We start from the raw sequence: 26,185 nt of genomic DNA, 5'->3' as shown, positions 1-26,185 counted from the left end.
GCTTAGGTCGCCGGGCCTAGGTCGAAGTGCCTTGCCGGGGTGGGGCCCGCGTCCGAGGCGGCGGGGGCGCACCCGGAGCCACTCTGAACGCATCGACGGACGGTTCGACGTGACAGAGGGGTTGGTCATCATGCCGGTTGCGATCATCACGGGGGCCTCGAAGGGGCTCGGGCGGGCGCTCGCCGGGGCGCTGGCCGGGCGGGGCTGGGACCTCGTCCTCGATGCCAGGACCGCTCCCGTACTGGAGGAGACGGCGCGCGGGCTCGATGCGTACGGCACGAAGGTCGTGGCGCTGCCGGGGGACGTCACCGATGCCGGGCACCGGGCGGAACTGGTGGCGGCGGCCTGGGACCTCGGCGGGCTCGACCTCCTCGTGAACAACGCCTCCGCGCTGGGCGCCGAGCCGCTCGTACGCCTGGAGGAGCTGGATCTGGCCGGCCTGCGGGCGGCCCTGGAGACCAATGTGGTCGCGGCGCTGGGCCTCGTGCAGGAGGCGCTGCCGCTGCTGCGGGAGTCGCCCGTGGGCGCAGTGGTCGCGGTCAGTTCGGACGCGGCGGCCGAGGCGTACGAGACGTGGGGCGGGTACGGGGCCTCGAAGGCGGCCCTGGACCGGCTGGCGGCGGTGCTCGGCGTGGAGGAGCCGGGGCTCCGGGTGTGGGCGGTGGACCCGGGCGACATGCGCACCGACCTGTACGCGGCGGCGGTGCCGGACGACGATTCGGGCCGGCCCGAGCCGTCGACGGCGGTGCCGGGGTTCCTGCGGCTCCTGGACGAGCGGCCGGCGAGCGGGCGCTACAGCGCCCCCTCTCTTACGGAAGGTCTCGTGGAGGCCCCTGCGGAGGTGGCGCGATGACCGTGCCCATGGTGGTGCGGGTGCCCGACGATCTGCTCGCCTCGGTGCCCGCGGAGGTGCGCGGGACCGGGCGCGACGACGTACGGCTGATGGTGTCGCGCGGCACGCGGGTCTCCCATCACGCCTTCCGCGATCTGGCGGAGCAGCTGCGGGCCGGTGACGTCCTCGTCGTCAATACGTCGCAGACGATGCCAGCGGCGGTCGACGGAACGGTGGAGGGCGGGCCGGTGGTGGTGCACTTCTCGACCCGGGGGCCGGACGGGCGCTGGGCGGTGGAGCTGCGTACGCCGACGGCGTCGGGGAGTACCGAGCGGCGGACCGGGGACCGGGCGGGGGCGGTGGTGGCGCTGCCCGGCGGGGCACGGCTCGTGCTCGACGAGGCGCTGAGCCCGGACCGGCTGTGGTGGGCGCGGGTCTCCGCGGCCGATGTGCCCGGGCTGCTGCACCGGCACGGGCGGCCCATCCGGTACGCCTACACCGAGCGGGACCAGCCGCTCGCCGCCTACCAGACGGTGTTCGCGCTGCCTGCGCCAGGCGGGCTCGGCTCGGCGGAGATGCCGAGTGCAGCGCGGCCCTTCACGGTCGAGCTGGTCGTGGAGCTGGTGCGGCGCGGCGTGCAGTTCGCGCCGGTCACGCTGCATACCGGGGTGGCCTCGGCGGAGGCGCACGAGCCGCCGTACCCGGAGCGCTTCCAGGTGCCGGGGGCGACGGCCCGCCTTGTGAACGCGGCCAAAGCGGGTGGCGGCCGGATCGTGGCCGTGGGGACCACGGCGGTGCGCGCCCTGGAGTCGGCGACCGGGACCGACGGGGTGGTGCGCGAGGCCGCGGGCTGGACGGATCTCGTGGTGACCCCGCAGCGCGGGGTGCGGGCGGTGGACGGCCTGCTGACCGGGCTGCACGAGCCGGAGGCCTCCCACCTTCTGATGCTGGAGGCGATCGCGGGGCGCGAGGCGCTGGCCGTCGCCTACGACCAGGCGCTGAGCCGGCTCTACCTGTGGCACGAGTTCGGCGACGTCCACCTCCTACTTCCGGACGAGAACCCTCACTATGCGCATTGCTCCAGCAACGTTTGGTGAGACTGTTACGTGTCCGATGTGAGCCCGCGCATAGGACGCACATCACTTACGAAGCCGTTTAGTGGACAAATAAAGCCGGTGTGAGCGGGGCGAGAGTGGGTACGAGCCGACTTTCGCCCGGGCGTGATCCACTACCCGGCTTCGTATGTAGCACCTTTGCCACCAGATTTTGCGGCCGCTAACAATGGCTCCCGTCGCACAGCGCTGCGGCTCAATCGCCGCGGCGCTTCGATGCGCCGTCCACGTCATTCGGAAGAGGTCCACAGCCATGCCCGAGTCCAGCAACCCTGGTCACAGTCGTCTCACCCAGACGCACAAGATCTCGATTGCCGGTGTCGCCGCCCTCGGCGCCGCCGCTCTCGCCCTCTCGGTCTTCCCCGGGACGGGTCAGTCGGGCAACGCCATGGCTGCCGAGCCCGCCGCCTTCTCGGCGACCGTCGCGAGCACGAAGACCGTTTCGGAGTCCGTCTCCAAGCAGCACGCCACCGCCGACCAGCAGGCCAAGGCCGCTGCCAAGGCGAAGGCCGCCGCGGACGCCAAGGCGAAGGCCCAGGCCGAGGCGAAGAAGCGGGACGAGGCGGCCGCCGCCAGCCGCTCCGCCGCCCGCAAGCCGGTGTACGCCAACAACCTCGACGGCTGGATCCGCCAGTCCCTCGACATCATGAAGAGCAAGGGCATCCCGGGCTCGTACGAGGGTCTGCACCGCAACATCATGCGCGAGTCGACCGGCAACCCGATGGCCATCAACGGCTGGGACATCAACGCCATCAACGGCGTCCCGTCGAAGGGTCTGCTCCAGGTCATCCAGCCGACCTTCAACGCGTACCACGTGTCCGGCACCTCGTGGAACATCTACGACCCGGTCGCGAACATCACCGCCGCCGCCAACTACGCGGCCGACAAGTACGGCTCGATGGACAACGTCAACAGCGCCTACTGATCCGCATCGGACCGCTGGTCCTCTCCGGACGGCTGATCTCTCCGGACGCAGCAGAAGGGCGGCACCCCCATGGGGGTGCCGCCCTTCTCGCGTTGTCAGGCGCGGGCTACTTGCGCATGACCTCGGGCTCGTGGCGGCGCAGCAGGCGCGCGACGAAGAAGCCGAGGACGACGCCGATGAACAGCAGCACCGAGATGTTGATGAACCACTGCGACGCCTCGTGCTTCCACAGCGGGTCGAGGTTGGTCGGGTCGTTCTGGTCCATCGGCCCCATCAGGTGGGACAGGTCCAGCGTCGTGCCGACGCCCGCGATGGCCCAGCGCGACGGCATCAGCCAGGCGAACTGCTCCAGGCCGACCGAGTCGTACACCTTGAACAGGATGCCGGTGAAGACGACCTGCACGATGGCGAACATGACCAGGAGCGGCATCGTCTTCTCGGAGGTCTTCACCAGCGAGGAGATGATCAGGCCGAACATCATCGAGGTGAAGCCGAGCGCGATCACGACCAGGCACATCTCGATCGCGGGCGGCATCACGAGGCCCTCGGCGGGCAGCTTGCGGGTCGAGAAGCCGATCACGCAGAGGATCACGCCCTGGAAGGCCGTGATGACGCCGAGCACCAGGATCTTGGACATCAGGTACGCCGAACGGGACAGGCCGGTGGCCCGTTCGCGTTCGTAGATGACCCGTTCCTTGATCAGTTCTCGTACGGAGTTGGCCGCGCCCGAGAAGCACATGCCGACCGCGAGGATCAGCATGATCGTGCCGGCGTCGCCGTTGAACCGGGACGGCGGCGTGGGCGGCGCGAGGCCGAACTTCGCCGGGATGACGACGCTGACCGAGCCGATCACCGCGGGCAGGGCCACCGACAGGGCGAGGAAGCCCTTGTCGGAGGCGATGACCGAGACGTAGCGGCGCATCAGGGTCCACAGCTGGGAGGCCCAGCCCTGCGGCTTCGGCGGCTTCATCGCCTGGGCCGGCGGCATCTGTACGGACTGCGGGGCCACCGCGTCGATGTCCGCGGCGTACATCTGGTAGTGCTGCGAGCCCTTCCAGCGGCCCGCCCAGTCGTAGTCGCGGTAGCTCTCGAAGGCGGAGAAGACGTCGGCCCAGGTGCTGTAGCCGAAGAAGTTCAGCGCCTCCTCCGGCGGACCGAAGTACGCCACCGAGCCGCCCGGCGCCATCACGAGCAGCTTGTCGCAGATGGCGAGCTCGGCCACCGAGTGGGTGACCACCAGAACCGTGCGGCCGTCGTCGGCCAGGCCCCGGAGCAGCTGCATGACGTCGCGGTCCATGCCCGGGTCGAGGCCCGAGGTGGGCTCGTCGAGGAAGATCAGCGACGGCTTGGTCAGGAGCTCCAGGGCCACCGAGACGCGCTTGCGCTGGCCACCGGAGAGGGAGGTGACCTTCTTCTCCTTGTGGATGTCCAGCTTGAGCTCGCGCAGCACCTCGTCGATGCGCTGCTGGCGCTCGTTCTCGGTGGTGTCGGCGGGGAAGCGCAGCTTGGCCGCGTACTTCAGCGCCTTCTTGACGGTCAGCTCCTTGTGCAGGATGTCGTCCTGCGGGACCAGACCGATGCGCTGGCGCAGCTCGGCGAACTGCTTGTACAGGTTCCGGTTGTCGTAGAGGACGTCACCCTTGTTGGCGGGCCGGTAGCCGGTGAGCGCCTTGAGCAGGGTGGACTTTCCGGAGCCCGAGGGGCCGATGACCGCGATGAGGGACTTCTCGGGGACGCCGAAGGAGACGTCCTTGAGGATGTCCTTGCCGCCGTCGACCGTGACGGTCAGGTGGCGGGCCGAGAAGGAGACGTCACCGGTGTCGACGAACTCTTCGAGCCGGTCGCCGACGATGCGGAAGGTCGAGTGGCCGACGCCGACGATGTCGTTGGGGCCGAGCAGCGCGGTGCCGCCCTTGGCGACCGGCTGACCGTTGACGTACGTGCCGTTGTGGGACCCGAGGTCGCGGATCTCCATCCGGCCGTCGGGCGTCGCGTGGAACTCGGCGTGGTGGCGCGAGACCTGGAGGTCGGAGACCACCAGCTCGTTCTCCAGAGCACGGCCGATGCGCATGACGCGGCCGAGCGCGACCTGGTGGAACGTGGTCGGGCTGCGGTCGCCGTAGACCGGCGGAGCGCCCGCGGCGCCGCCGCCCTGCTGCTGCGGGAACTGCGGCTGCTGCGGCTGGGGCTGCTGCCACTGCTGCTGCGGCGGGACCTGCGCCTGCTGGGGCTGCTGAGGCGGCTGCGCCCAGCCGCCCTGCTGCGGCGGGGCCTGCTGGGGCTGCGGGTGGACAGGCGCGGCCTGCGCCTGCTGGGCCGGGGCGGGCTGCGCGTAGGCGGCCGCGGCGGCACCGGTCAGATTCAGCCGCGGGCCGTCGGTCGCGTTGCCGAGGTGGACGGAAGAGCCGGGGCCGATTTCCATCTGGTGGATCCGCTGGCCCTGCACATAGGTGCCGTTGGTCGATCCGTGATCCTCGATGACCCAACTGCGGCCGCCCCAGCTGATCGTGGCATGGCGCCACGAGACTCTGGCGTCGTCGACCACGAGGTCACCCTGCGGATCACGCCCGAGGGTGTATGACCTGGACGGATCGAGCGTCCAGGTGCTGCCATTCAATTCCAGTACGAGTTCCGGCACTCCAGCCCCACTTATCGTCCCCCGAAAGACCTCCGCACCGGAGGCCTGTGACTCCCGACACAGGGAGTCTAGGGATGGTGAACATCGTGGGGAACTATTTCAGGCCCGGGCTCGTATCCGAAACCCGGGCCTCGTGAATTACGTGCACAGACGCGGCACAGTCCGGTCGCGGTCGTGCAACAGGCGCCCGGGGCCCGCCCGTTGACGTGGACCAAACACCCCCCGAGAGTAGTAAGCACCCATGAGTGCATACGGATCATGATGTCCGCGCATAAAGGAACATGACAGCGGATGAAAATGTCCTCTCCGTATGAATGGGGGCAAGTCGGCTCGTATCGGGGGGTCCTGATGAGCGTGGGCGACAACGACGTCCGAGGTGCGATCCGGTGGGGCGACGTCGTGCTCGCCTCGATCGCCTCGGTGAGCTGGGCCCTGGTCGCGATGGCGGGCACGGCCGCCCTCGGACTGCATCTGCTCGGGGCGGACGCGGCGGGGGCGCTCGGCCCGATGACCGCGGCCGTGGTGGTGCTCGGGGCGGGCGGCTCGGTCACCCCGTCCGGCGACGTCTCGGCGTTCGGGCTGACCGGAGCGGAGGCGAAGACGGCCGTCGATTTCGCGCCACTGGGCGTCGGGCTCGCGGGCGCCCTGCTGCTCGCCTTCTTCTTCCTGCGCTCGCTGCGGGCCGCCGGGGCCTGGATCTCCGGCGCGGAACTCACGGCCCGCGCGGCCGCGGTGGCCGTCCTGTTCGTCGCCGTGATCGGCGGGCTCGCCTGGGCCGGCCACGACCTCATCACGCTCGACGGATCCCAGCTGGGCCTGGGCCAGGTCAAGGTGCCCGGCGTGCCGAGCATCCCCGGCATCGGGGACGTCGGCGGCCTGTTGCCGGGCCGGCTCGCCGACCTCGCGGACGCCAAGGCCAAGGTCGGCTTCAGCGTCCGGACGACCCGCTCGCTGGTCGGGGCGGCGTGCTGGGTGCTCGCGGTCCTGGTGATCGCCCTGCTCGCCTCCCGCCGCACCCCGCTGCCGCGCTCCTGGTCGGCGCTGCACCGGGTGGTGCGGCCCGCGGTGTCCGCGCTGGTGACGGTGGTCCTGGTGGCGGTCGTGGCGGGGCTCGCGGCGGCGGCGTACGCGGCGATCGGCGACGCCCACCCGAAGCGGATCGCGGGCGCGGCGCTGCTCGGCGCGCCCAACGGCGTGTGGCCGGCGATCCCGCTCGGCCTTTTCGTGCCTTGGCACGGCCATGCCACGGGCGCGCTCGCCACCGTCCTGCCCGACCCGCTCGACCAGCTCATCGGGGCGAAGAGCGACGAGTCGGTGACGCTGGGGCGGCTCGCCCAACTCGACCACCGGGTATGGCTGTTGGCGGTCGCGACGGGCGTGCTCATGCTGTACGCGGGGGTGCTCGCCGCGGCCCGTACGCCGGTGGGCAGGGGTTCGCTCGGCGCTTTCGTGGGGCGGTGCGCGCTGTCGCTGGCCGCGGCCACCGCGGTGGCGCTGCCCCTGATGGTGTGGCTCACCGGGGTGTCCGCGAACGCCTCCCTGTCGGTCCTGGGCTTCGACGCGTTCGGGGCGGGCGTCGAGCTGCACGGCGACGCGGGGCTCGCGCTCGCGCTCGGCGCCGGGTGGGGGGCCACGGCGGGGGCGGCGGGCGCGCTGCTCGCCCGGGCGGCGGGGGCGGCGGGGCGGCGGGCCGCTGCCCTGGCCCGGGTTTCGGCACCCGGGGTGCCCGGGCCCCGCGAGGAGACGGGGCCGGGGCCGTACAACCCGGCGCCCTCCTACCGCCCGCCGAACCCCGACACCAACCCGTATCTGAAGCTGCCGCCGGGCCTGCACGGCTCCCCCACGCTGCCGGGCCCCCCGGGCCGCCCCCGGCCGAGGCCCCGCCCGTACCGGCCCCCGAAGGAGGACCCGCCGCCTCCCCCCGGGGCGCCGCGGGGCCGCCGCTGAGCGGCACGCGGGCCGAGCGGCCGTACACCGGCACGCTGTCCGCAGGGCGGGACGGCGTGCCGGGGCCGAGCCGCGGCCGGATACGGTGGGATCACCATGACGCCATCGCCCCTGCCCCCCGCCGGCCAGAACTCCGACGCCGGTCAGAGCTCTGACGTACCGACCCTCCTCGTCAAGATCTTCGGCAAGGACCGCCCCGGCATCACCGCCGGGCTCTTCGACACCCTCGCCGCCTACTCCGTCGATGTCGTGGACATCGAACAGGTCGTCTCCCGTGGCCGTCTCGTGCTGTGCGTACTCGTCACCGAGCCGACCGTGGCCTCCCAGGGCGAGCTGCGCGCCACCGTGCACAGCTGGGCCGAATCGCTCAAGCTCGAAGCCGAGATCATCTCCGGCATCGGCGACAACAGGCCGCGCGGCAGCGGCCGTTCGCACGTCACCGTGCTCGGTCACCCGCTGACCGCCGAGTCCACGGCGGCCATAGCGGCTCGCATCGCCGGCGCCGGCGGCAACATCGACCGCATCTTCCGGCTCGCCAAGTACCCGGTCACGGCTGTGGAGTTCGCCGTGTCCGGCGTGGCGACCGGGGTGCTGCGCACCGCGCTCGCGACCGAGGCGGCCGCCCTCGGCGTGGACGTGGCGGTCGTCTCGGCGGGGCTGCACCGGCGGGCCCAGCGGCTCGTCGTGATGGACGTGGACTCCACGCTGATCCAGGACGAGGTGATCGAGCTCTTCGCCGCGCACGCCGGCTGCGAGGACGAGGTCGCCGAGGTCACGGCCGCCGCGATGCGCGGCGAGCTGGACTTCGAGCAGTCCCTGCACGCCCGGGTGGCGCTCCTTCGCGGCCTGGACGCCTCGGTCGTGGACAAGGTGCGGGCCGAGGTCCGGCTCACTCCCGGCGCCCGCACCCTGATCCGTACGCTCAAGGCGCTCGGCTATCAAGTGGGCGTCGTCTCGGGCGGGTTCACCCAGGTCACCGACGACCTCAAGGACCGGCTCGGCCTCGACTTCGCCTCCGCCAACACCCTGGAGATCGAGGACGGCAAGTTCACCGGCCGGGTCACGGGCGAGATCGTCGACCGGGCGGGGAAGGCGCGGCTGCTGCGGGAGTTCGCCGCGGAGGCCGGGGTGCCGCTGGCCCAGACGGTGGCGATCGGCGACGGCGCCAACGACCTCGACATGCTGAACGCGGCGGGCCTCGGCGTCGCCTTCAACGCCAAGCCGGTGGTCCGCGAGGCCGCGCACACCGCGGTGAACGTGCCCTTCCTCGACACCGTGCTGTACCTGCTCGGCATCACCCGGGAAGAGGTCGAGGCGGCCGACGGCCTCATCGACTGAACCTTGTCGTCCTGTGGCGAAGGCCCCGGCGCGCATCGCGTACCGGGGCCTTCGTCGCGTACCGGGGTCCGCCTGCGAGGTCAGGCGTGCGGGGACCAGAAGGAGACGAGCCTGCCCACCCCGTGCTCCACGGACTTCCAGGAGCCGTTGAAGGTGAGCACGGCGACGGCGCAGGTGGGGAAGCCGCTGCGGTTCATCCGGGCCAGCAGGTCGCCCTCGGCGTCACCGGCGAGCGCGTCGGCAAGGGCGTGCATCCCGGGGTTGTGCCCGACGAGCAGGAGGTCGGCGACGTCGTCGGGGGTCTCGTTGACCAGCGCGATCAGTTCGCCGAGGGAGGCCTCGTACAGCCGCTCCTCGTACACCGTCTTGGGGCGCTGCGGCAGTTCCTGGACGGCGAGCTTCCAGGTCTCGCGGGTCCTGGCCGCGCTGGAGCAGAGGGCGAGGTCCGGGCCGACGCCGGCCCCGGCCAGCCAGCGGCCGGCGACGGGGGCGTCCGCCCTGCCCCGTTCGGCGAGCGGCCGGTCGTGGTCGGACACCTGGGGCCAGTCGGCTTTCGCGTGCCTCAGAAGGACGATCCTGCGGGGTGTATCGACGCTCATGTTCCCCAGCTTCGCATGAATCGCGCCATCGGGCGCAGGGTGTCGAAGGGCTCCGCCAGGGGGGTGACGCCTGTGCTCGCGGGGGCTGTTGCCCGCTAACGCGAGATGCTCTGCTGGATGCGGTCGACGAGGTGGGTGAGGGTGCCGTCACCGGAGACGGCGTGGGTGTCGCCCGATCCGATGACGAGCGCGAGCAGCGCGAAGAACGCGACCGCGGGCAGCACGACACCCCACCACGGCAGCTTGAAGTCGACGCCACCGGCGGTCGGTTGGGGGGACCTGGGGTGGGTGTGGGCCGACATGACCGCCTCCGTGTGGGTTCCGGGTTCGAGTGCCGCGGGGCGAACGGGGTGTCCGTCGCGGTACCTCAAAACCTACGGATCCGGCGGGCGTCATCCCATCCGGTGACCCACCTACTTGACCCTGACCCTGACCCCCTAGGGGATGGTGGGGCTAGCACCACCATGGCCCCGTCCGGGGGCACCGGCCGGAGCCCCGGTCAGTGCCTCGGTCAGGGGGAGGCGAGCGTCGCGATGACGGCGACGACGACCGTGACGGCGAGCATCGCGCCGAGCACGAGCAGGAGCTTCTTGTGGCTGTTCTGCGGATTGGGTTCGAGCACTGGCATGCGGCCAGTGTCGCATCCGGGTTCGGGCCGCTATCGCCGGGCCCCGGCCTCGTCCTCGATCGTACGGTCGCGGCCCGCCAGGATGCCGACGGCGATCTGCGGCACCATGAGCGCCGCCATCAGCGCGATGGGCAGGTCCCAGCCGCCGCTGCGGTCGTGCAGGACGCCGACCAGGAGCGGCCCCGGGATGGAGAGCAGGTAGCCGACGCACTGGGCGAAGGCGGAGAGCCGTACGACGCCCGCGCCGGTCCGCGACCGCTTGCCGATCATCGTGAGGGCGAGCGGGAAGGCGCAGTTGGAGATGCCGAGCAGCAGCGCCCAGGCCCAGGCGCCGGCGGCCGGCGCGAGGTAGAGCCCCGCGTAGCCGGCCAGGCCGCAGCTGCCGAGCGCGACGACGATGGGGCCCTGGCTGCGCAGCCGGTTGACCAGCCACGGGATGACGAAGCCGAGCGGCACGCCCATGACCATGGTGATGGAGAGCAACAGCCCCGCGGTGCCGGCCGAGACGCCCGCGTCACGGAAGATCGTCGGCATCCAGCCCATGGTGATGTACGCGCCGGTGGCCTGGAGCCCGAAGAAGCAGGCCAGCGCCCAGGCGGTGCCGCTGCGGGTGATGCGCAGGGCGGGGGCGGCCTCTTCCTTGGCGCTGAGGGCCGGGCCCGCGCTCCCGGAACGGTCGCGCGTCAGCGGGATCCAGGCGGCCACCGCGACGACGGCGAGCAGTGCCCAGATGCCGAGCCCCTGGCGCCAACTGCCGCCCAGCGCATCGGTGAGGGGCACGGTGGTGACCGCGGCGAGCGAGGTGCCCGCGGCCAACGCCATCGAGTAGAGGCCGGTCATGGAGCCGACCCGGTCGGGGAAGTACCGCTTGACGATCACCGGCATCAGGACGTTGCTGACGGCTATGCCCATCAGGGCGAGCGCGCTGGCCGCGAGGAAGGTGACGGTGCCGCCCGCGAAGGGGCGCAGGAGCAGGCCGGCGGTGATGGCGGCCATGCCCGCGAACACGACGGCGCCGGGGCCGAAGCGGCGGGCGAGCCGCGGCGCCATGACGCCGAACACGGCGAAGCAGAACGCCGGGACCGAGGTGAGGACGCCCGCGATGCCGCCGCTCATGTGCAGCCCGCCGGTGACCTCCTTCATCAGCGAGCCGAGGCTGGTGATGGCGGGGCGCAGGTTGACGGCGGCGAGGACCAGCGCGAGCGGTACGAGCCAGCGCGTCCACGACGGCACCCGGCCCGCGTCGGCGGGGGTTTCGAGGGGCTCGGTGCGGACGGCGGGCGTCGGGCTCAGCGTGGTGGTCTCTTCGTCGGGCATGGTGCCATCATAGAATCATGGGATGATTGGTTGTCCAATCGATTCTCGTCACTGACGACTCCCTCTCGGACTGGAGCACCATGACCCTCAGCTCTCCCCGGCGGTCCGCCCTCGCCGACCAGGTGATCGCGCAGCTGCGCAACCAGATCACCTCGGGCGAGTGGGCGGTGGGTTCGCGCATCCCGACCGAGCCGGAGCTGGTCGAACAGCTCGGGGTGGCGCGCAACACCGTCCGCGAGGCCGTCCGCGCCCTCGCGCACAACGGCCTGCTCGACATCCGCCAGGGCTCGGGGACCTACGTCGTGGCGACCAGCGAGCTGGCCGGGGTGATGCACCGCCGGTTCGCCGACGCGGACCCGCGCCACGTGGCCGAGCTGCGCTCCACGCTGGAGTCGTCGGCGGCGAAGCTGGCCGCCGAGCGGCGTACCGAGCGCGAGCTGAAGCAGCTGGACACGCTGCTTGAGCGGCGCGAGCAGGCGTGGGCCTCGGGCGACCGGGAGGCCTTCGTGGCGGCCGACGCCACGCTCCACCTGGCGGTCGTCGCGGCCTCGCACAACGACGTACTGACCGAGCTGTACGCCGACCTCGGCCATCTGCTGCGCGACTGGCTGCGCGACGACGTGGCACTGGAGATGACCCCGGAGAACCACATGGACCACGGTCGGATGGTCGACGCGATCCGGGCCGGCGACGCGGAGACGGCCGCCTCCGAGGCCGCCGCCCACGCCTTCATCTGCCTGCCGGACCGGCTCGAAGCCCGCTGAGCGGGCGCTGCTCCGCCGGGGCACTCTGCTGCGGTCAGGGCGCCTTCTGGTGGGTCACCCAGACCGCGCGGACGTCCTTCCAGCAGCGGTCGCCCAGGCGTACGGTCTGGCCGGGGCCCACCTCCACCGGCGCCGCGTCCGCGTCCAGGTCCCACCAGTTCGCACAGTCGGTGTGCAGGCGCACCAGGTCGGCGTCCGGGTAGGGGTTGTGGCAGTACGCGGTGACGTGCGAGCCCTGCACGGAGGTCCGGCACGCGGCGCCGAACGGCTCGGGCGGCGCCACGGCGGGCGCCGGGTCGGGCGCGGTGGCGGCGCGCACCACGGAGGGGGCGGCGAGCCCGGCGGCCGTGGCGAGCAGGAGGAACAACAGGGCCAGGGCCCGGCGCTGCCCGACGCTCAGGGGACGCACACGGGGACCCGTACGCAGCGGACGCACACCCCACCTCTTCCCCGGCCGACTGCCCGACATGTCCGTTTGATCAGTCTGCGGGGAAGTCGCGGTCCACGCACGGCGGCCGCCCACCAAAAGGTCCGGTGGGCGGCCGCGATTCGTGCTGTGCGGGGTCAGGCACCCACGGCGTGCAGACCGCCGTCGACGTGGATGATCTCGCCCGTGGTCTTCGGGAACCAGTCCGAGAGCAGCGCGACGACACCCTTGCCCGCGGGCTCGGGGTCGGCCATGTTCCACTCCATCGGGGAACGGTGGTTCCACACGTCCGCGAGCTCCGCGAAGCCCGGGATGGACTTGGCGGCCATCGAACCGATCGGCCCCGCCGAGATCAGGTTGCAGCGGATGTCGTCCTTGCCCAGGTCACGGGCCATGTAGCGGGACGTGGCCTCAAGGGCGGCCTTGGCCGGGCCCATCCAGTCGTACTGCGGCCAGGCGAACTGCGCGTCGAAGGTGAGGCCGACGACGGCGCTGCCCGGGACGAGCAGCTCGCGCAGGGCCATGGTCAGCGACTTCAGCGAGAACGCCGAGACGTGCATGGCGGTGGCGACCGACTCGAACGGCGTGTTCAGGAAGTTGCCGCCGAGGGCGTCCTGCGGGGCGAAGCCGATGGAGTGGACGATGCCGTCCAGACGGCCGCCGAGCTCCTCCTTGACCAGGCCCGGAAGCCGGTCCAGGTGCTCCTGGTTGGTCACGTCGAGCTCGATGACCTTGGCGGGCTTGGGGAGCTTCTTGGCGATGCGCTCGGTCAGGGTCGGGCGCGGGAAGGCGGTCAGGATGACCTCGGCGCCCTGCTCCTGAGCCAGCTTCGCGGTGTGGAAGGCGATGGAGGACTCCATCAGCACACCGGTGATCAGGATGCGCTTGCCTTCGAGAATTCCGCTCATGGTGATCAGTGACCCATGCCCAATCCGCCGTCAACCGGGATGACGGCTCCAGTGATGTACGAGGCGTCGTCGGAGGCGAGGAACTTCACCGCGGCGGCGATCTCCTCGGGCTGCGCGTAGCGGCCCAGCGGCACCTGGGACACGATGCCCGCGCGCTGCTCCTCGGTGAGCACCTTGGTCATGTCGGTGTCGACGAAACCGGGTGCGACGACGTTGAAAGTGATGTTCCGGGACCCGAGCTCACGCGCGAGCGACCGGGCGAAGCCGACCAGACCGGCCTTGGAGGCGGCGTAGTTGGCCTGGCCCGCCGAGCCGAGCAGCCCGACGACCGAGGAGATCAGGACCACGCGGCCCTTCTTCGCGCGCAGCATGGCGCGGTTGGCGCGCTTGACCACGCGGAAGGTGCCGGTCAGGTTGGTGTCGAGGACGGACGTGAAGTCCTCCTCGGACATGCGCATCAGGAGCTGGTCCTTGGTGATGCCCGCGTTGGCGACCAGGACCTCGACGGGACCGTGCTTGTCCTCGATCTCCTTGTAGGCCTGCTCCACCTGCTCGGTGTCGGTGATGTCACACCTGACGGCCAGGCAGCCCAATGCGGTAAGGGCCTCGGGCGGCTCTCCGGAGCGGTACGTGATCGCGACCTTGTCGCCGCTGTCGGCAAAAGCGCGGGCGATGGCGAGGCCGATGCCCCGGTTGCCTCCGGTGACGAGAACCGAGCGGCTCAACGGATCACCCTTTCGATAGGTGGATTCGTACTCCACGCAAACTATCGGTACGGCCCGACTTACGAGGAATCGAGCCCTGACAGTGGCGTGGAACGAGCGCTGTCGGGTCCCTACAGAAAGCCGTAGTCACAAGGCCCGTCGGCGCGACATGATCGGGGCGACCGGTCTCATACGACAGGGAGACAGCTGTGCCATCTGGGACCCATTCCATCGACGAAGCCTTCACGGCGCTGCCCCTGCGGGCGCTCGCCGACGCGGCGCTCGCGCGGGCCCGCGCGCTCGGCGCCGACCACGCCGACTTCCGGTTCGAGCGGGTGCGCAGCGCCGCCTGGCGCCTGCGCGACGCCCGGCCCGCCGGTTCCTCCGACACCACCGACCTCGGCTACGCGGTCCGGGTCGTGCACGGCGGGGCCTGGGGGTTCGCCTCCGGAGTCGATCTGACGATGGACGCGGCGGCCAAGGTCGCCTCCCAGGCGGTGGCCATGGCCAAGCTGTCCGCGCAGGTCATCGCGGCCGCCGGGTCCAAGGAGAGAGTGGAGCTGGCGGCCGAGCCGGTGCACTCCGAGAAGACCTGGATCTCCTCCTACGAGATCGACCCGTTCTCGGTGCCGGACGAGGACAAGAGCGCGCTGCTCGCCGACTGGAGCGCGCGGCTGCTCGGCGCCGACGGGGTCGAGCACGTGGACGCCTCGCTGCTCACCGTGCACGAGAACAAGTTCTACGCGGACACGGCGGGCACCGTGACCACCCAGCAGCGCGTGCGGCTGCACCCCCAGCTCACGGCCATCGCGGTGGACCGCACGACCGGCGAGTTCGACTCGATGCGCACCATCGCGCCGCCGGTCGGGCGCGGCTGGGAGTACCTGACCGGCACCGGCTGGGACTGGAACGCGGAACTGGATGAGATCCCTTCGCTTCTGGCCGAGAAGATGCGGGCGCCCAGCGTCGAGAGCGGCCTCTACGACCTGGTGGTGGACCCGTCCAACCTGTGGCTGACCATCCACGAGTCGATCGGCCACGCCACCGAGCTGGACCGCGCGCTCGGCTACGAGGCCGCGTACGCGGGCACCTCGTTCGCCACCTTCGACCAGCTGGGCAAGCTGGCGTACGGCTCGCAGGTCATGAACGTGACCGGCGACCGGACCGCCGAGCACGGGCTCGCGACCATCGGCTACGACGACGAGGGCGTCGAGGCGCAGTCCTGGGACCTGGTGAAGGACGGCACGCTCGTCGGCTACCAACTCGACCGCCGCATCGCGAAGTTGACGGGCCTCGGCCGTTCCAACGGCTGCGCCTACGCGGACTCCCCCGGGCACGTTCCGGTCCAGCGGATGGCGAACGTCTCGCTCCGGCCGGACCCGGGCGGGCTCTCCACCGAGGACCTGATCGGCGGGGTCGAGCGCGGCATCTACGTGGTCGGCGACCGGTCCTGGTCGATCGACATGCAGCGCTACAACTTCCAGTTCACCGGCCAGCGCTTCTTCCGCATCGAGAACGGACGCCTCGCGGGCCAGCTCCGCGACGTCGCCTACCAGGCGACCACCACGGACTTCTGGGGCTCCATGGAGAAGGTCGGCGGCCCCCAGACGTACGTCCTGGGCGGCGCCTTCAACTGCGGCAAGGCCCAGCCGGGCCAGGTCGCCGCGGTCTCCCACGGCTGCCCGTCGGCCCTGTTCCGGGGCGTCAACATCCTCAACACCACGCAAGAGGCGGGTCGATGAAGCACGGGTCCGACAACAGCGCCCCCGGCTGGGGGTCCGGGGGTCGCCCCCCGGGAAAGCACATCCTCAACACCACGCAGGAGGCCGGGCGATGAGCTCCCGTACGACCGTCAAGCCGCACGAGATCGTCGAGCGGGCCCTGGAGCTGTCCACCGCCGACGGCTGTGTCGTCATCGCCGACGAGCACTCCTCGGCGAACCTGCGCTGGGCCGGCAACGCGCTGACCACCAACGGCGTCACCCGCGGGCGCACCCTGACCGTGATCGCGACGGTCGACGGAGCCGAGGGCACCGCCTCCGGTGTCGTCTCGCGCTCGGCCGTCACCGCCGCCGACCTGGAGCCGCTGGTACGGGCCGCGGAGGCGGCCGCGCGCGGCGCCGGGCCCGCCGAGGACGCGCAGCCGCTGGTCACCGGGGTGCCCCTGTCCCCGGACTTCACCGACGCCCCGGCCGAGACCACCTCCGCCGTGTTCGCCGACTTCGCGCCCGCGCTCGGCGAGGCCTTCGCGCGGGCCAGGGCGGGCGGCCGCGAGCTGTACGGCTTCGCCAACCACGAGCTGAACTCCGCCTACCTCGGTACGTCGACGGGCCTGCGGCTGCGCCACGACCAGCCCAACGGCACCCTGGAGCTCAACGCCAAGTCTCCGGACCGGACCCGCTCGGCCTGGGCCGGGCGAGCGACCGGCGACTTCAAGGACGTCGACGTGGCGGCCCTCGACGAGGAGCTCGCCCGCAGGCTCGGCTGGGCCGAGCGGCGCATCGAGCTGCCCGCCGGGCGGTACGAGACGCTGCTGCCGCCGACCGCCGTGGCCGACCTGCTGATCTACCAGCTGTGGTCGGCGGCGGCCCGGGACGCGGCCGAGGGCCGGACCGTCTTCTCGAAGCAGGGCGGCGGCACCCGCATCGGCGAGACCCTCTCCGGGCTGCCGCTCTCGCTGCGCAGCGACCCGAACGAGCCGGGCCTGGAGTACGCGCCGTTCATGGTGGCGCACGCCTCGGGCGACACGGAGTCGGTGTTCGACAACGGGCTTCCCCTCACCGCGACGGACTGGATGCGCGAGGGCCGCCTGGAGCACCTGGTCACCACCCGGCACAGTGCCGCTCTCACCGGCCTGCCGGTCGCCCCCTCCCCCGGGAACCTGATCCTGGACGGCGGCGGCGAGCGCACCCTGGACGAGATGGTCGCCGCCACCGAGCGGGGCCTCCTGGTGACCTGCCTCTGGTACATCCGCGAGGTGGACCCGGCGACGCTGCTGCTCACCGGTCTGACCCGGGACGGCGTGTACCTCGTCGAGAACGGCGAGGTGGTCGGCGAGGTGAACAACTTCCGCTTCAACGAGTCCCCGGTGGACCTGCTGTCCCGGGCCACCGAGGCCGGCCGCACCGCGAAGACCCTGCCCAGGGAGTGGAGCGACTACTTCACGCGGGCGGCGATGCCGGCGCTGCGCATCCCGGACTTCAACATGAGTTCGGTCAGCCGGGGCGTATAACCTCGGTGCTGTCAGTAAGCACGTCTGAAGGAGACAAGAGACCCGTGACGGACATCGTCGACGAACTGCAGTGGCGTGGGCTGATCGCCCTCTCCACTGACGAGGACGCATTGCGCAAGGCGTTCGCGGACGGTCCCGTCACGTTCTATTGCGGCTTCGACCCGACCGCGCCCAGCCTGCACCTCGGCAACCTGGTGCAGATCCTCACGATGCGCCGGATCCAGCTCGCGGGGAACCGGCCGCTGGGCCTGGTCGGCGGCGCCACCGGCCTGATCGGCGACCCGAAGCCGAACTCGGAGCGCACGCTGAACGCGCCGGAGGTCGTGGCGGGCTGGGTCGAGCGGCTGCGCGGCCAGATCGAGCGGTTCCTCGACTTCGAGGGCCCGCACGCCGCGACGATGGTCAACAACCTGGACTGGACGTCGGGCCTGTCGGCCATCGACTTCCTGCGGGACGTCGGCAAGTACTTCCGGGTCAACAAGATGATCGCGAAGGAGGCCGTCGCGCGGCGGCTCAACTCCGACGCGGGCATCAGCTACACCGAGTTCAGCTACCAGATCCTCCAGGGCATGGACTTCCTGGAGCTGAACCGAAGGTACGGCTGCACGCTGCAGACCGGCGGCAGCGACCAGTGGGGCAACCTCACGGCGGGCACCGACCTGATCCACCGGGTCGAGCCCGACGCCGACGTGCACGCGCTGGCCACGCCGCTGATCACCAAGGCGGACGGCACCAAGTTCGGCAAGACGGAGTCCGGCACGGTCTGGCTCGACCCCGAGAAGACCACGCCGTACGCCTTCTACCAGTTCTGGCTGAACGCGGACGACCGGGACGTCTCGAAGTTCCTGCGGATCTTCAGCTTCAAGTCCCGCGAGGAGATCGAGGAGCTGGAGAAGCTCACCGAGGAGCGGCCGCAGGCTCGGGCCGCGCAGCGCGCGCTCGCCGAGGAGCTGACCACTCTGGTGCACGGCGCCGACCAGTGCGCGGCCGTGATCGCCGCGTCCAAGGCGCTGTTCGGCCAGGGCGAGCTCACCGAGCTGGACGAGTCGACGCTGGCCGCCGCCCTGTCCGAGCTGCCGCACGCCCAGGTGTCCGAACTCGGCCTGGTCACCGACCTGTTCGCCGAGGTCGGCCTGGCCGCCAGCAAGTCGGCCGCCCGCCGCACCGTGAAGGAGGGCGGCGCCTACGTGAACAACGTGAAGGTGACCGCCGAGGACGCGGTGGCCACGGCGGAGGAGCTCCTGCACGGGCGCTGGCTGGTGCTGCGCCGGGGCAAGAAGAACCTGGCGGCCGTCGAGGTCACCGGCGCCTGAGGTTCGCACACGTACGAAGGGGCGGTTCCGCTGCGGGACCGCCCCTTCGTCCTGCTCGTCAGGCTCGCTGTTTGTTGCCGCGCAGCGCCATGTACAGCATGTCGCCGAGGAAGACGATGACGACGGCGGCCGCGACCTGCAGGCCGTGCCGGCCCCAGTCGATGCCCTTGGTCTCGGCGATCCCGATCGCCCGGGCGATCGAGTTGCCTACGATGCCGCCGATGATGCCGAAGATGGTGGTCAGCCAGAGCGGACTGTGCTGCTTGCCGGGAATGATCGCCTTGGCGATGAGACCGAGCACGAATCCCACGATGATGGCCCACAACCAGCCCATGGCTGCCTCCTAGTACGGCTCGACGTGAGCAGGTTCAGCCAGTGTCAGCCCGTACTCCGTACGGCGCATGTCGGACACCTCCCTACGTGGTACGTACTGTGGCATCCGCGCAGGTAAGAGCCGCCCCGGTCTCGAACCCGGCGGAGCCCCGGCGTACGGTGATAAAGGTGCGGGCCGGGGAGAGCCCGCCGTGGAACTCGGGTGGTGGAACGTGATGCGGAAGCAGCGCAGCGGCCAGGTCTTCCGGATCACCGGGGCCCGTCAGGGGCTCGCCGAGGACGTCCGCGGCCGGCAGCGCCGCTATGTGATCTCGATGTCGGTCCGCACCGTTTCGGTGGTGCTGACCGCGGTGCTGTGGAACATCGAGCGTCCTGTCGCCATCGTGACGCTGGTCCTCGGCGCGCTGCTGCCCTATGTGGCGGTCGTGTTCGCCAACGCGGGCCGGGAGAACGTGACTTCGCTGCCCTCCACCTTCATCCCCGCCCCGAGCCGGCCGGCGCTGGGCGCGGCCCCGACGGGCGGCTCCGCGGAATCCCCCACGGAACCCACGGCCGGTGACCAGGAGTGGCCTTCACGCGAACAAGGCTGACCCGTCACCGTCCGCGAAGCTCAGGAAAACCTCAGATCAATCATGAAGTTCCGGTGCACCACACCGGGTCCCCCATGACATACTTCGTAGGCGCTCCGCATCCCCCGTCGGAGCGACGGACCGACGCCGGGCAGCTCCCCCCGTGGCTGCTCGGCGTCGCCTTTTGTACGGGGTCGCATGACGGACAATGTCTCTGTGAGTGACGAGACGACTGACGAGACCCCCAGCTGTTCCGCCAAGGACTGCCGTGCCGCCGCCGTGTGGGTCCTGGCCTGGAACAACCCGAAGATCCACACGCCGGAGCGACGCAAGACGTGGCTCGCCTGCGACGAGCACCGCGAGCACCTCTCCCAATTCCTGGGCGTACGGGGCTTCTTGAAGGATGTCGTGACGCTCGCCGAGTGGGAGTCGGCCGGCTCAGCCGCCGATCGCTGACATCGGGCGGTCGGGCTGCAGGAACGAGGGGTCGTCCAGACCGGAACCGGCCTTCTTTCCCCACATCGCCAGCTTCCACAGCCGGGCGATCTCCTCGTCACCGGCGTCCGAGCGCAGGGCCGCACGCAGGTCGGACTCCTCGCGGGCGAACAGGCAGGTGCGCACCTGGCCGTCGGCGGTCAGCCGGGTGCGGTCGCAGGCCCGGCAGAACGGGCGGGTCACCGAGGCGATGACGCCCACGGTGTGCGGGCCGCCGTCGACCACCCAGCGCTCGGCGGGCGCGGAGCCCCGCTCGTCGTCGCCCTCGGGGGTGAGCGTGAAGCGCGTACGCAGCGATTCCAGGATGTCGCCGGCGGTGATCATGCCGTCGCGCTTCCAGCCGTGCTGGGCGTCGAGCGGCATCTGCTCGATGAAGCGGAGCTCGTAGTCGTGCTCGACGGCCCAGGCGAGCAGGTCGGGGGCCTCGTCGTCGTTGAGGCCCGGCATCAGGACGGCGTTGACCTTGACCGGGGTGAGGCCTGCCTCGCGGGCGGCCTCCATGCCCTCGATGACGTCCTTGTGGCGGTCGCGGCGGGTCAGTGTCTTGAAGACGTCGGGCCGCAGGGTGTCAAGGGAGACGTTGACGCGGTCGAGCCCGGCGGCCTTCAGGGCGGTCGCGGTGCGCTTGAGGCCGATGCCGTTGGTGGTGATCGACATCTTGGGGCGCGGCTCCAGGGCGGCGCAGCGCTCGACGATCCCGACCAGGCCCGGGCGCAGCAGCGGCTCGCCGCCGGTGAAGCGGACCTCATTCACACCGAGGTCGGTGACGGCGATGCGGATGAGGCGGACGATCTCGTCGTCGGTCAGCAGATCGGGCTTGGCCAGCCACTGCAGACCCTCTTCCGGCATGCAGTACGTGCACCGCAGATTGCACCGGTCGGTGAGTGAGACACGCAGGTCAGTGGCCACTCGGCCGTAGGTGTCGATGAGCACTGTGGGCCCCCTCCCCTGTCCGTCGAAGGTCAGTCGCACATCCGTCGAATGTGTATACACCCGAGCCTACGCGTTGCGTCCGACAACTGGAGGGGCCGATTGTCACGAGGTGCGGCGGGGCCGTGTCGTAGGACTCTACGACACGGCCTCGGCCATGCGCGGTGCGGATGTACGTCAGTGGGCGCCGACGCCCGTGAGGGACTTGACCTCCAGCTCGGCGTACTTGCCGGCGTCGGGCTCCTCCTTGGACAGGAGCGATCCGATCCAGCCGAGCAGGAAGCCGAGCGGGATGGAGATCAGGCCCGGGTTCTCCAGCGGGAACCAGTGGAAGTCGACGCCCTTGAACATCGACGTCTTCGGGTTGCCGGAGACGACGGGCGAGAACAGCACCAGGAACACCGAGCTGAACAGGCCGCCGTAGATCGACCACAGCGCGCCCTGGGTGGTGAAGCGCTTCCAGAACAGGCTGTACAGGATGGTCGGCAGGTTCGCCGATGCGGCGACCGCGAAGGCGAGCGCGACCAGACCGGCCACGTTCATGTCGCGGGCGAAGGCGCCGAGCACGATCGCGATCGCGCCGATGAACACGGTGGCCCAACGGGCGGCCCTCATCTCCTCCTTCTCGGTCGCCTTCCCCTTGCGGATGACGTTGGCGTAGATGTCGTGCGCGAAGGAGGAGGACGAGGCGAGGGTGAGGCCGGCGACGACGGCGAGGATGGTCGCGAAGGCGACCGCCGAGATCACCGCGAGCAGCGTCGCCCCGCCCGTGGTGCCGACGCCGCCGCCCAGGTACTCGGCGAGCTGCGGGGCCGCGGTGTTGCCCGCCGGGTTCTGCGCCTTGATGGCGGCGGGGCCCACGAGGGCGGCCGCGCCGAAGCCGAGCGCGATCGTCATCAGGTAGAAGGCGCCGATGATGCCGATCGCCCAGTTCACGGACTTACGGGCGGCCTTCGCGGTGGGCACCGTGTAGAAGCGGATCAGGATGTGCGGCAGGCCCGCGGTGCCGAGGACCAGCGCGATGCCGAGCGAGATGAAGTCGAGCTTGGAGGTGCCGTTCGCGCCGTACTTCAGGCCGGGCTCCAGGAACGCCGAGCCCTTGCCGCTCTTCTCGGCGGCCGTGCCGAGCAGGTCGGAGATGTTGAAGTGGAACTTGAGCAGCACCAGGAAGGTCATCAGGATCGCGCCCGCGATGAGCAGCACCGCCTTGACCATCTGGACCCAGGTGGTGCCCTTCATGCCGCCGATGGTGACGTACACGATCATCAGGACGCCGACCAGGGCGACGATGAGGATCTTGCCCGCGTCGGTGGTGATGCCGAGCAGCAGGGAGACGAGCACGCCCGCGCCGGCCATCTGCGCGAGCAGGTAGAAGATCGAGACGACGATGGTGGAGGCGCCGGCCGCGGTGCGGACCGGGCGCTGGCGCATCCGGTAGGCGAGCACGTCGCCCATCGTGTAGCGGCCGGAGTTGCGCAGCGGCTCGGCGACCAGGAGGAGCGCCACCAGCCAGGCGACCAGGAAGCCGATGGAGTACAGGAAGCCGTCGTAGCCGAACAGCGCGATGGCTCCGGCGATGCCGAGGAACGAGGCGGCCGACATGTAGTCGCCGGAGACGGCGAGGCCGTTCTGGAAGGCGGTGAACTGGCGGCCGCCCGCGTAGAAGTCGGAGGCGTTCTTGGTCTGCCGGCCGGCCCAGACGGTGATGGCGAGGGTCGCGGCGACGAACACCGCGAACAGGGTGATGATCAGCGGCCGGTGCTCGGTGGTCGCGGAGGCGGCGAGGGGAACGAGGGCGGGGCTCATGCGTCGGCCTCCATGCGGGACTTGATGGCCTCGGCCTTGGGGTCGAGCTTCGCGGCGGCGTGCCGCGAGTAGAACCAGGCGATGAGGAACGTGGTCAGGAACTGGGCGAGGCCGAAGACGAAGGCCACGTTGATGTTGCCGATGAGCTTGGTGCCCATGAAGCCGCCCGCGTAGTTGGACAGCAGCACGTACAGCAGGTACCAGACGATGAAGCCGATGGTCAGCGGGAAGGCGAACGAGCGGTGGGCGCGGCGGAGTTCGCCGAATTCCGCGCTCTGCTGCACCGCGGTGAACGCCTCGGTGCTGGGCTGGGCGGGACGGGGGTCCGTCCCGGCTTCGGGCGGCGGCGCGTCGGTGGCCACGGAATCTCCTCGCGGTGCGGATGCGGCGGGAACGGAAAGTTCGGACATAGGGGTCCTCGCTGTGGGGCTGGATGCGGTCCCCCTGACAACGGCACGGAGCGCGGGGCGTCTCGGTTCAGTCCGGCCGTTTTTTCTCCGTGGCGCATCCCCTGCCGGCGCGTGGCGCGTTCCGCGCGCCCGCCGGGTCGAGTACGCGACTTTCTTCGCGGACTCGGCACAAAACGTTGATCCGTCGAGATGATCGGCGATAGCTTCACTGCTCAATGCCCCGGGCGGTTCCGGTGCCGGAGCAGTTGTCTTCGCCCTTCCCGGGTTCTTCACCCACGTACGCATCGAGAGTTCCGCCAACCCCATGGAGACCCCATGCCGTTGCACATCTCCCGTACGCGCCGCGCCGTCGCCGCCTCGGCGGGCCTGGCCACCGCCGCCGCTCTGGCGCTGCTTCCCGGCACGGCTTCGGCCGCTTCCTTCGACATCGGTCCGTCGAGCGCGAAGGCCGCGCAGACGGCCGGGCCCGAGCTGAGCTACATCGTCAACATCCGCCCCGGGCACGGGAATTCGGCCCGGGTGCAGAGAGCCGTCGCCGATGCGGGCGGCTCGGTGCTCCAGGCGTACGACCAGATCGGCGTGCTCGTCGTGCACTCCGCCAACGCGGACTTCGCGAAGACGATCCGCGAGGTCAAGGGCGTCGATTCGGCGGGGGCGACGCGGACGGCGCCGCTGCCCGCGCAGTCCACCACCGATGTGGGCACGCCGAAGAAGCTCACCGCCGAGGACCTGAAGGCCGCGTCCGCGAAGGCCGCGCCGGGTGAGGATCCCCTTGAGCCGCTCCAGTGGGACCTGAAGGCGATCAAGGCGGACAAGGCGCACGAGAAGACGCTGGGCAGCTCCAAGGTCACCGTCGGCGTGATCGACACCGGCGTCGACGACACCCACCCCGACATCGCGCCCAACTTCGACCGGGCCAAGTCGGTCAGCTGCATCACCGGCAAGCCGGACACCACGGACGGCGCCTGGCGCCCGTTCACCACCGGCGGCTCCCCGCACGGCACCCATGTGGCGGGTGAGATCGCGGGCGCCAAGAACGGCGTCGGCATCACCGGGGTCGCGCCCGGCGTGAAGGTCGCGGCCGTCAAGGTGTCGACGCAGGGCGGCAGCTTCTTCTACACGGAGGCCGTGGTCTGCGGTTTCGTGTGGGCGGCCGAGCACCACATCGACGTGACGAACAACAGCTATTACACCGACCCCTGGTACTTCAACTGCAAGAACGACCCCGACCAGAAGGCGCTGGTCGACGCGATCACCCGGGCGTCGAAGTACGCCGAGTCCAAGGGCACGGTCAACGTGGCGGCGGCAGGCAACGAGAACAACGACTTCGCGGCCGACTCCCTCACCGACCCTTCGAGCCCCAACGACACGACTCCGGGCAGCCGGGTGATCAACCCGCGTGAGTGCCTGGACATCCCGACCCAGCTGCCCGGTGTGGTGACGGTCGCCTCGACCGGCGCCAAGGGCCTCAAGTCGTCGTTCTCCAACTACGGCCTCGGCGTGATCGACATCGCGGCCCCGGGCGGCGACTCGACCGCGTACCAGCCGCCGCAGGCCCCGGCCACCAGCGGCCTGATCCTCGGCCCGGTCCCGGGCGGCACCTGGGCCTACATGGCCGGTACGTCGATGGCGACGCCCCATGTGGTGGGTGTGGCGGCCCTGCTGAAGTCGCAGCACCCGCACGCCTCGGCGGCTCAGATCAAGGCGCTGCTCGCACTGCAGGCGGACCGGACGCCGTGCACGACGCCGTACGACATCGATGGTGACGGCAAGGCGGACGCGGTCTGCCAGGGCGGCACGTTCTACAACGGCTTCTACGGTGCGGGCATCGCCAATGCCCTCAACGCCGTGAAGTAGCAAGGGAGTTGAGGGGGCCGTCCGTTCTGCGGGCGGCCCCTTCGGCGTGCGTGCTACGGCTTGACGAGGACCTTGAGCGCGGTGCGGTCGTCCATCGCCCGGTAGCCGCCCGGCACGCCCTCGATGCCGACCGTGAGGTCGAAGACCGGGGACGGGTCGATGGTGCCGTCGAGCACGTCGGCGAGCAGCTCGGGGATGTAGGTGCGCACGGGGGCGACGCCGCCGCGCAGCGCGATGTTGCGGTCGAACATGACGCCGAGGTCGAGGCCGGTGCCGGAGCCGTGCGGGACGCCGACGTAGCCGATGGCGCCGCCGTCGCGGGTGATCTCGACGGCGGTGCGCATGGACTGCTCGGTGCCTACGGCCTCGATGACCGAGTGCGCGCCCTGGCCGCGGGTCAGCTCACGCACCGCGGCGACGGCTGCCTCGCCGCGCTCGGCGACGACGTCGGTGGCGCCGAAGAGCTTCGCGATGTCGGTACGGACCTGGTGGCGGCCGAGCGCGATGATGCGCTCCGCGCCGAGCCGCTTGGCGGCGAGCACCCCGCACAGGCCGACGGCGCCGTCACCGACGACGGCGACGGTCGAGCCGCGCGTGACGCCCGCGCCGACGGCCGCGTGGTGGCCGGTGCCCATGACGTCGGACAGCGCGAGGAGCGCGGTCAGCAGGTGGTCGTCGGATGCCGCGTCGGCGGGGAGCTTGACGAGGGTGCCGTCGGCGAACGGAACACGTACGGCCTCGCCCTGGCCGCCGTCGGAGCCGACCGAGCCCCAGAACCCGCCCTGCGGGCAGGAGGTGGTCAGGCCCTCGGAGCAGAAGTCGCAGGTGCCGTCCGACCAGACGAAGGGCGCGACGACGAGGTCGCCCTTGCTGAACCCGCGCACCTCGGGGCCGGCCTCCTCGACGATGCCGAGGAACTCGTGCCCGATGCGCTGCCCGGGCTGCCGGGCGGACTCGCCGCGGTACGCCCACAGGTCGCTGCCGCAGATGCAGGCCCGCAGGACGCGGACGACCGCGTCGGTGGGCACCTGGACCTTCGGGTCCGGCACCTCCTCCACCCTGATGTCGTGGGGGGCGTGGATGACGGTGGCGCGCATGCTGC

Annotated in this window: 25 protein-coding genes; 12 read left to right on the top strand and 13 right to left on the bottom strand. The window is 70.9% G+C overall.

Annotated elements, in window-relative coordinates; all coding sequences use genetic code 11:
- Positions 1-130 precede the first annotated feature (130 nt).
- From OHA17_RS30630 to OHA17_RS30620, 3 genes are all read left to right on the top strand, one after another.
- Positions 131-853 (top strand): SDR family NAD(P)-dependent oxidoreductase, encoded by a 723-nt coding sequence (locus OHA17_RS30630; RefSeq protein WP_406509218.1) that lies wholly within the window; start codon positions 131-133, stop codon positions 851-853.
- On the top strand, positions 850-1,929 hold the full coding sequence (locus tag OHA17_RS30625; protein WP_406509217.1) for an S-adenosylmethionine:tRNA ribosyltransferase-isomerase: 1,080 nt from the start codon (positions 850-852) through the stop codon (positions 1,927-1,929). Before OHA17_RS30630 ends, OHA17_RS30625 begins: the two co-directional genes overlap by 4 nt.
- Before the next feature lie 268 nt (positions 1,930-2,197).
- Positions 2,198-2,869: a transglycosylase SLT domain-containing protein gene (locus tag OHA17_RS30620; RefSeq protein WP_406509216.1), complete on the top strand. Its 672-nt coding sequence runs from the start codon at positions 2,198-2,200 to the stop codon at positions 2,867-2,869.
- 106 nt (positions 2,870-2,975) lie between these two features.
- Here OHA17_RS30620 and OHA17_RS30615 read toward each other — a convergent pair whose 3' ends face one another.
- Entirely contained in the window at positions 2,976-5,507 is a 2,532-nt protein-coding gene (locus OHA17_RS30615) for an FHA domain-containing protein (RefSeq protein ID WP_406509215.1), read from the bottom strand.
- 348 nt (positions 5,508-5,855) lie between these two features.
- Here OHA17_RS30615 and OHA17_RS30610 point away from each other — a divergent pair, with 348 nt between their 5' ends.
- Complete coding sequence (locus OHA17_RS30610) at positions 5,856-7,454, top strand: streptophobe family protein (protein WP_406509214.1); 1,599 nt, start codon at positions 5,856-5,858, stop codon at positions 7,452-7,454.
- A gap of 96 nt (positions 7,455-7,550) precedes the next feature.
- Positions 7,551-8,792 (top strand): phosphoserine phosphatase SerB, encoded by a 1,242-nt coding sequence (gene serB, locus OHA17_RS30605; RefSeq protein WP_406509213.1) that lies wholly within the window; start codon positions 7,551-7,553, stop codon positions 8,790-8,792.
- Positions 8,793-8,872: 80 nt separating this feature from the next.
- On the opposite strand, the gene OHA17_RS30600 is transcribed toward serB, so the two are convergent.
- The 4 genes from OHA17_RS30600 to OHA17_RS30585 all read right to left on the bottom strand — a co-directional run bounded on the left by OHA17_RS30600 (position 8,873) and on the right by OHA17_RS30585 (position 11,336).
- Complete coding sequence (locus tag OHA17_RS30600) at positions 8,873-9,391, bottom strand: histidine phosphatase family protein (protein ID WP_053730755.1); 519 nt, start codon at positions 9,389-9,391, stop codon at positions 8,873-8,875.
- A gap of 95 nt (positions 9,392-9,486) precedes the next feature.
- Positions 9,487-9,693, bottom strand: coding sequence for a hypothetical protein (locus OHA17_RS30595; RefSeq protein WP_406509212.1), 207 nt, complete (start codon positions 9,691-9,693; stop codon positions 9,487-9,489).
- 209 nt (positions 9,694-9,902) lie between these two features.
- A complete protein-coding gene (locus tag OHA17_RS30590; RefSeq protein ID WP_261711291.1) occupies positions 9,903-10,019 on the bottom strand; it encodes an SGM_5486 family transporter-associated protein in 117 nt (38 codons plus the stop codon).
- Between the two features lie 30 nt (positions 10,020-10,049).
- Positions 10,050-11,336, bottom strand: coding sequence for a CynX/NimT family MFS transporter (locus OHA17_RS30585; RefSeq protein WP_406509211.1), 1,287 nt, complete (start codon positions 11,334-11,336; stop codon positions 10,050-10,052).
- An 80-nt stretch (positions 11,337-11,416) separates the two neighbouring features.
- Between OHA17_RS30585 and OHA17_RS30580 the strand changes: the two genes are divergently transcribed.
- Positions 11,417-12,100, top strand: coding sequence for a FadR/GntR family transcriptional regulator (locus OHA17_RS30580; RefSeq protein WP_053730752.1), 684 nt, complete (start codon positions 11,417-11,419; stop codon positions 12,098-12,100).
- Between the two features lie 34 nt (positions 12,101-12,134).
- On the opposite strand, the gene OHA17_RS30575 is transcribed toward OHA17_RS30580, so the two are convergent.
- The 3 genes from OHA17_RS30575 to fabG form a co-directional block, all read right to left on the bottom strand.
- A complete protein-coding gene (locus OHA17_RS30575) occupies positions 12,135-12,509 on the bottom strand; it encodes a hypothetical protein (RefSeq protein ID WP_398876581.1) in 375 nt (124 codons plus the stop codon).
- A gap of 155 nt (positions 12,510-12,664) precedes the next feature.
- Complete coding sequence (fabI, locus tag OHA17_RS30570; RefSeq protein ID WP_053730751.1) at positions 12,665-13,435, bottom strand: enoyl-ACP reductase FabI; 771 nt, start codon at positions 13,433-13,435, stop codon at positions 12,665-12,667.
- Between the two features lie 5 nt (positions 13,436-13,440).
- A complete protein-coding gene (gene fabG, locus OHA17_RS30565; protein ID WP_398876582.1) occupies positions 13,441-14,160 on the bottom strand; it encodes a 3-oxoacyl-[acyl-carrier-protein] reductase in 720 nt (239 codons plus the stop codon).
- 209 nt (positions 14,161-14,369) lie between these two features.
- Between fabG and OHA17_RS30560 the strand changes: the two genes are divergently transcribed.
- The 3 genes from OHA17_RS30560 (at position 14,370) to tyrS (ending at position 18,683) form a co-directional block, all read left to right on the top strand.
- Positions 14,370-15,881: a TldD/PmbA family protein gene (locus OHA17_RS30560; RefSeq protein WP_406510853.1), complete on the top strand. Its 1,512-nt coding sequence runs from the start codon at positions 14,370-14,372 to the stop codon at positions 15,879-15,881.
- 91 nt (positions 15,882-15,972) lie between these two features.
- The gene (locus OHA17_RS30555) at positions 15,973-17,370 is read left to right on the top strand and encodes a metallopeptidase TldD-related protein (RefSeq protein WP_406509210.1); all 1,398 of its coding nucleotides are present in this window, start codon (positions 15,973-15,975) and stop codon (positions 17,368-17,370) included.
- Between the two features lie 44 nt (positions 17,371-17,414).
- Positions 17,415-18,683, top strand: a complete 1,269-nt coding sequence (gene tyrS, locus OHA17_RS30550) for a tyrosine--tRNA ligase (RefSeq protein ID WP_406509209.1) — start codon at positions 17,415-17,417, stop codon at positions 18,681-18,683.
- A gap of 58 nt (positions 18,684-18,741) precedes the next feature.
- Here the strand turns inward: tyrS and OHA17_RS30545 are convergent, their stop codons facing one another.
- Positions 18,742-19,017: a GlsB/YeaQ/YmgE family stress response membrane protein gene (locus OHA17_RS30545; RefSeq protein WP_053730746.1), complete on the bottom strand. Its 276-nt coding sequence runs from the start codon at positions 19,015-19,017 to the stop codon at positions 18,742-18,744.
- 214 nt (positions 19,018-19,231) lie between these two features.
- Here OHA17_RS30545 and OHA17_RS30540 point away from each other — a divergent pair, with 214 nt between their 5' ends.
- On the top strand, positions 19,232-19,606 hold the full coding sequence (locus tag OHA17_RS30540) for a DUF3099 domain-containing protein (RefSeq protein WP_406510852.1): 375 nt from the start codon (positions 19,232-19,234) through the stop codon (positions 19,604-19,606).
- 195 nt (positions 19,607-19,801) lie between these two features.
- Positions 19,802-20,041 carry a hypothetical protein gene (locus OHA17_RS30535; protein ID WP_406509208.1) on the top strand — a complete coding sequence of 80 codons (240 nt, stop codon included), beginning with the start codon at positions 19,802-19,804 and terminating at the stop codon, positions 20,039-20,041.
- Here the strand turns inward: OHA17_RS30535 and moaA are convergent.
- The 3 genes from moaA to OHA17_RS30520 form a co-directional block, all read right to left on the bottom strand.
- Positions 20,024-21,013, bottom strand: coding sequence for a GTP 3',8-cyclase MoaA (gene moaA / locus OHA17_RS30530; protein ID WP_406509207.1), 990 nt, complete (start codon positions 21,011-21,013; stop codon positions 20,024-20,026). The two genes, OHA17_RS30535 and moaA, sit on opposite strands and share 18 nt — an antisense overlap.
- Positions 21,014-21,187: 174 nt before the next feature.
- Positions 21,188-22,816 carry a cation acetate symporter gene (locus tag OHA17_RS30525; RefSeq protein WP_406509206.1) on the bottom strand — a complete coding sequence of 543 codons (1,629 nt, stop codon included), beginning with the start codon at positions 22,814-22,816 and terminating at the stop codon, positions 21,188-21,190.
- A complete protein-coding gene (locus OHA17_RS30520) occupies positions 22,813-23,178 on the bottom strand; it encodes a DUF485 domain-containing protein (RefSeq protein ID WP_053730742.1) in 366 nt (121 codons plus the stop codon). The genes OHA17_RS30525 and OHA17_RS30520 overlap by 4 nt, the downstream gene beginning before the upstream one ends.
- 363 nt (positions 23,179-23,541) lie before the next feature.
- On the opposite strand from OHA17_RS30520, the gene OHA17_RS30515 reads away from it, so the two are divergent.
- Positions 23,542-25,083 (top strand): S8 family peptidase, encoded by a 1,542-nt coding sequence (locus tag OHA17_RS30515; protein WP_406509205.1) that lies wholly within the window; start codon positions 23,542-23,544, stop codon positions 25,081-25,083.
- 53 nt (positions 25,084-25,136) lie between these two features.
- Here OHA17_RS30515 and OHA17_RS30510 read toward each other — a convergent pair whose 3' ends face one another.
- Positions 25,137-26,180: a zinc-dependent alcohol dehydrogenase family protein gene (locus tag OHA17_RS30510; protein ID WP_406509204.1), complete on the bottom strand. Its 1,044-nt coding sequence runs from the start codon at positions 26,178-26,180 to the stop codon at positions 25,137-25,139.
- Between the last annotated feature and the right edge of the window lie 5 nt (positions 26,181-26,185).

This window comes from Streptomyces sp. NBC_00212, from assembly GCF_045206365.1.
In the GTDB taxonomy this organism is placed as follows: domain Bacteria; phylum Actinomycetota; class Actinomycetes; order Streptomycetales; family Streptomycetaceae; genus Streptomyces.
Note: the sequence above shows the minus strand (reverse complement) of the source record. Positions and strands in the feature narration are given on the sequence as shown.

Coding starts and splice junctions, on each gene's coding strand:
- OHA17_RS30630 (WP_406509218.1), top strand. CDS start 131: ATGCCGGTTGCGATCATCACGGGGGCCTCGAAGGGGCTCGGGCGGGCG.
- OHA17_RS30625 (WP_406509217.1), top strand. CDS start 850: ATGACCGTGCCCATGGTGGTGCGGGTGCCCGACGATCTGCTCGCCTCG.
- OHA17_RS30620 (WP_406509216.1), top strand. CDS start 2,198: ATGCCCGAGTCCAGCAACCCTGGTCACAGTCGTCTCACCCAGACGCAC.
- OHA17_RS30610 (WP_406509214.1), top strand. CDS start 5,856: ATGAGCGTGGGCGACAACGACGTCCGAGGTGCGATCCGGTGGGGCGAC.
- serB (WP_406509213.1), top strand. CDS start 7,551: ATGACGCCATCGCCCCTGCCCCCCGCCGGCCAGAACTCCGACGCCGGT.
- OHA17_RS30600 (WP_053730755.1), bottom strand. CDS start 9,391: ATGAGCGTCGATACACCCCGCAGGATCGTCCTTCTGAGGCACGCGAAA.
- OHA17_RS30595 (WP_406509212.1), bottom strand. CDS start 9,693: ATGTCGGCCCACACCCACCCCAGGTCCCCCCAACCGACCGCCGGTGGC.
- OHA17_RS30590 (WP_261711291.1), bottom strand. CDS start 10,019: ATGCCAGTGCTCGAACCCAATCCGCAGAACAGCCACAAGAAGCTCCTG.
- OHA17_RS30585 (WP_406509211.1), bottom strand. CDS start 11,336: ATGCCCGACGAAGAGACCACCACGCTGAGCCCGACGCCCGCCGTCCGC.
- OHA17_RS30580 (WP_053730752.1), top strand. CDS start 11,417: ATGACCCTCAGCTCTCCCCGGCGGTCCGCCCTCGCCGACCAGGTGATC.
- fabI (WP_053730751.1), bottom strand. CDS start 13,435: ATGAGCGGAATTCTCGAAGGCAAGCGCATCCTGATCACCGGTGTGCTG.
- OHA17_RS30555 (WP_406509210.1), top strand. CDS start 15,973: ATGAGCTCCCGTACGACCGTCAAGCCGCACGAGATCGTCGAGCGGGCC.
- OHA17_RS30545 (WP_053730746.1), bottom strand. CDS start 19,017: ATGGGCTGGTTGTGGGCCATCATCGTGGGATTCGTGCTCGGTCTCATC.
- OHA17_RS30540 (WP_406510852.1), top strand. CDS start 19,232: ATGCGGAAGCAGCGCAGCGGCCAGGTCTTCCGGATCACCGGGGCCCGT.
- OHA17_RS30525 (WP_406509206.1), bottom strand. CDS start 22,816: ATGAGCCCCGCCCTCGTTCCCCTCGCCGCCTCCGCGACCACCGAGCAC.
- OHA17_RS30515 (WP_406509205.1), top strand. CDS start 23,542: ATGCCGTTGCACATCTCCCGTACGCGCCGCGCCGTCGCCGCCTCGGCG.
- OHA17_RS30510 (WP_406509204.1), bottom strand. CDS start 26,180: ATGCGCGCCACCGTCATCCACGCCCCCCACGACATCAGGGTGGAGGAG.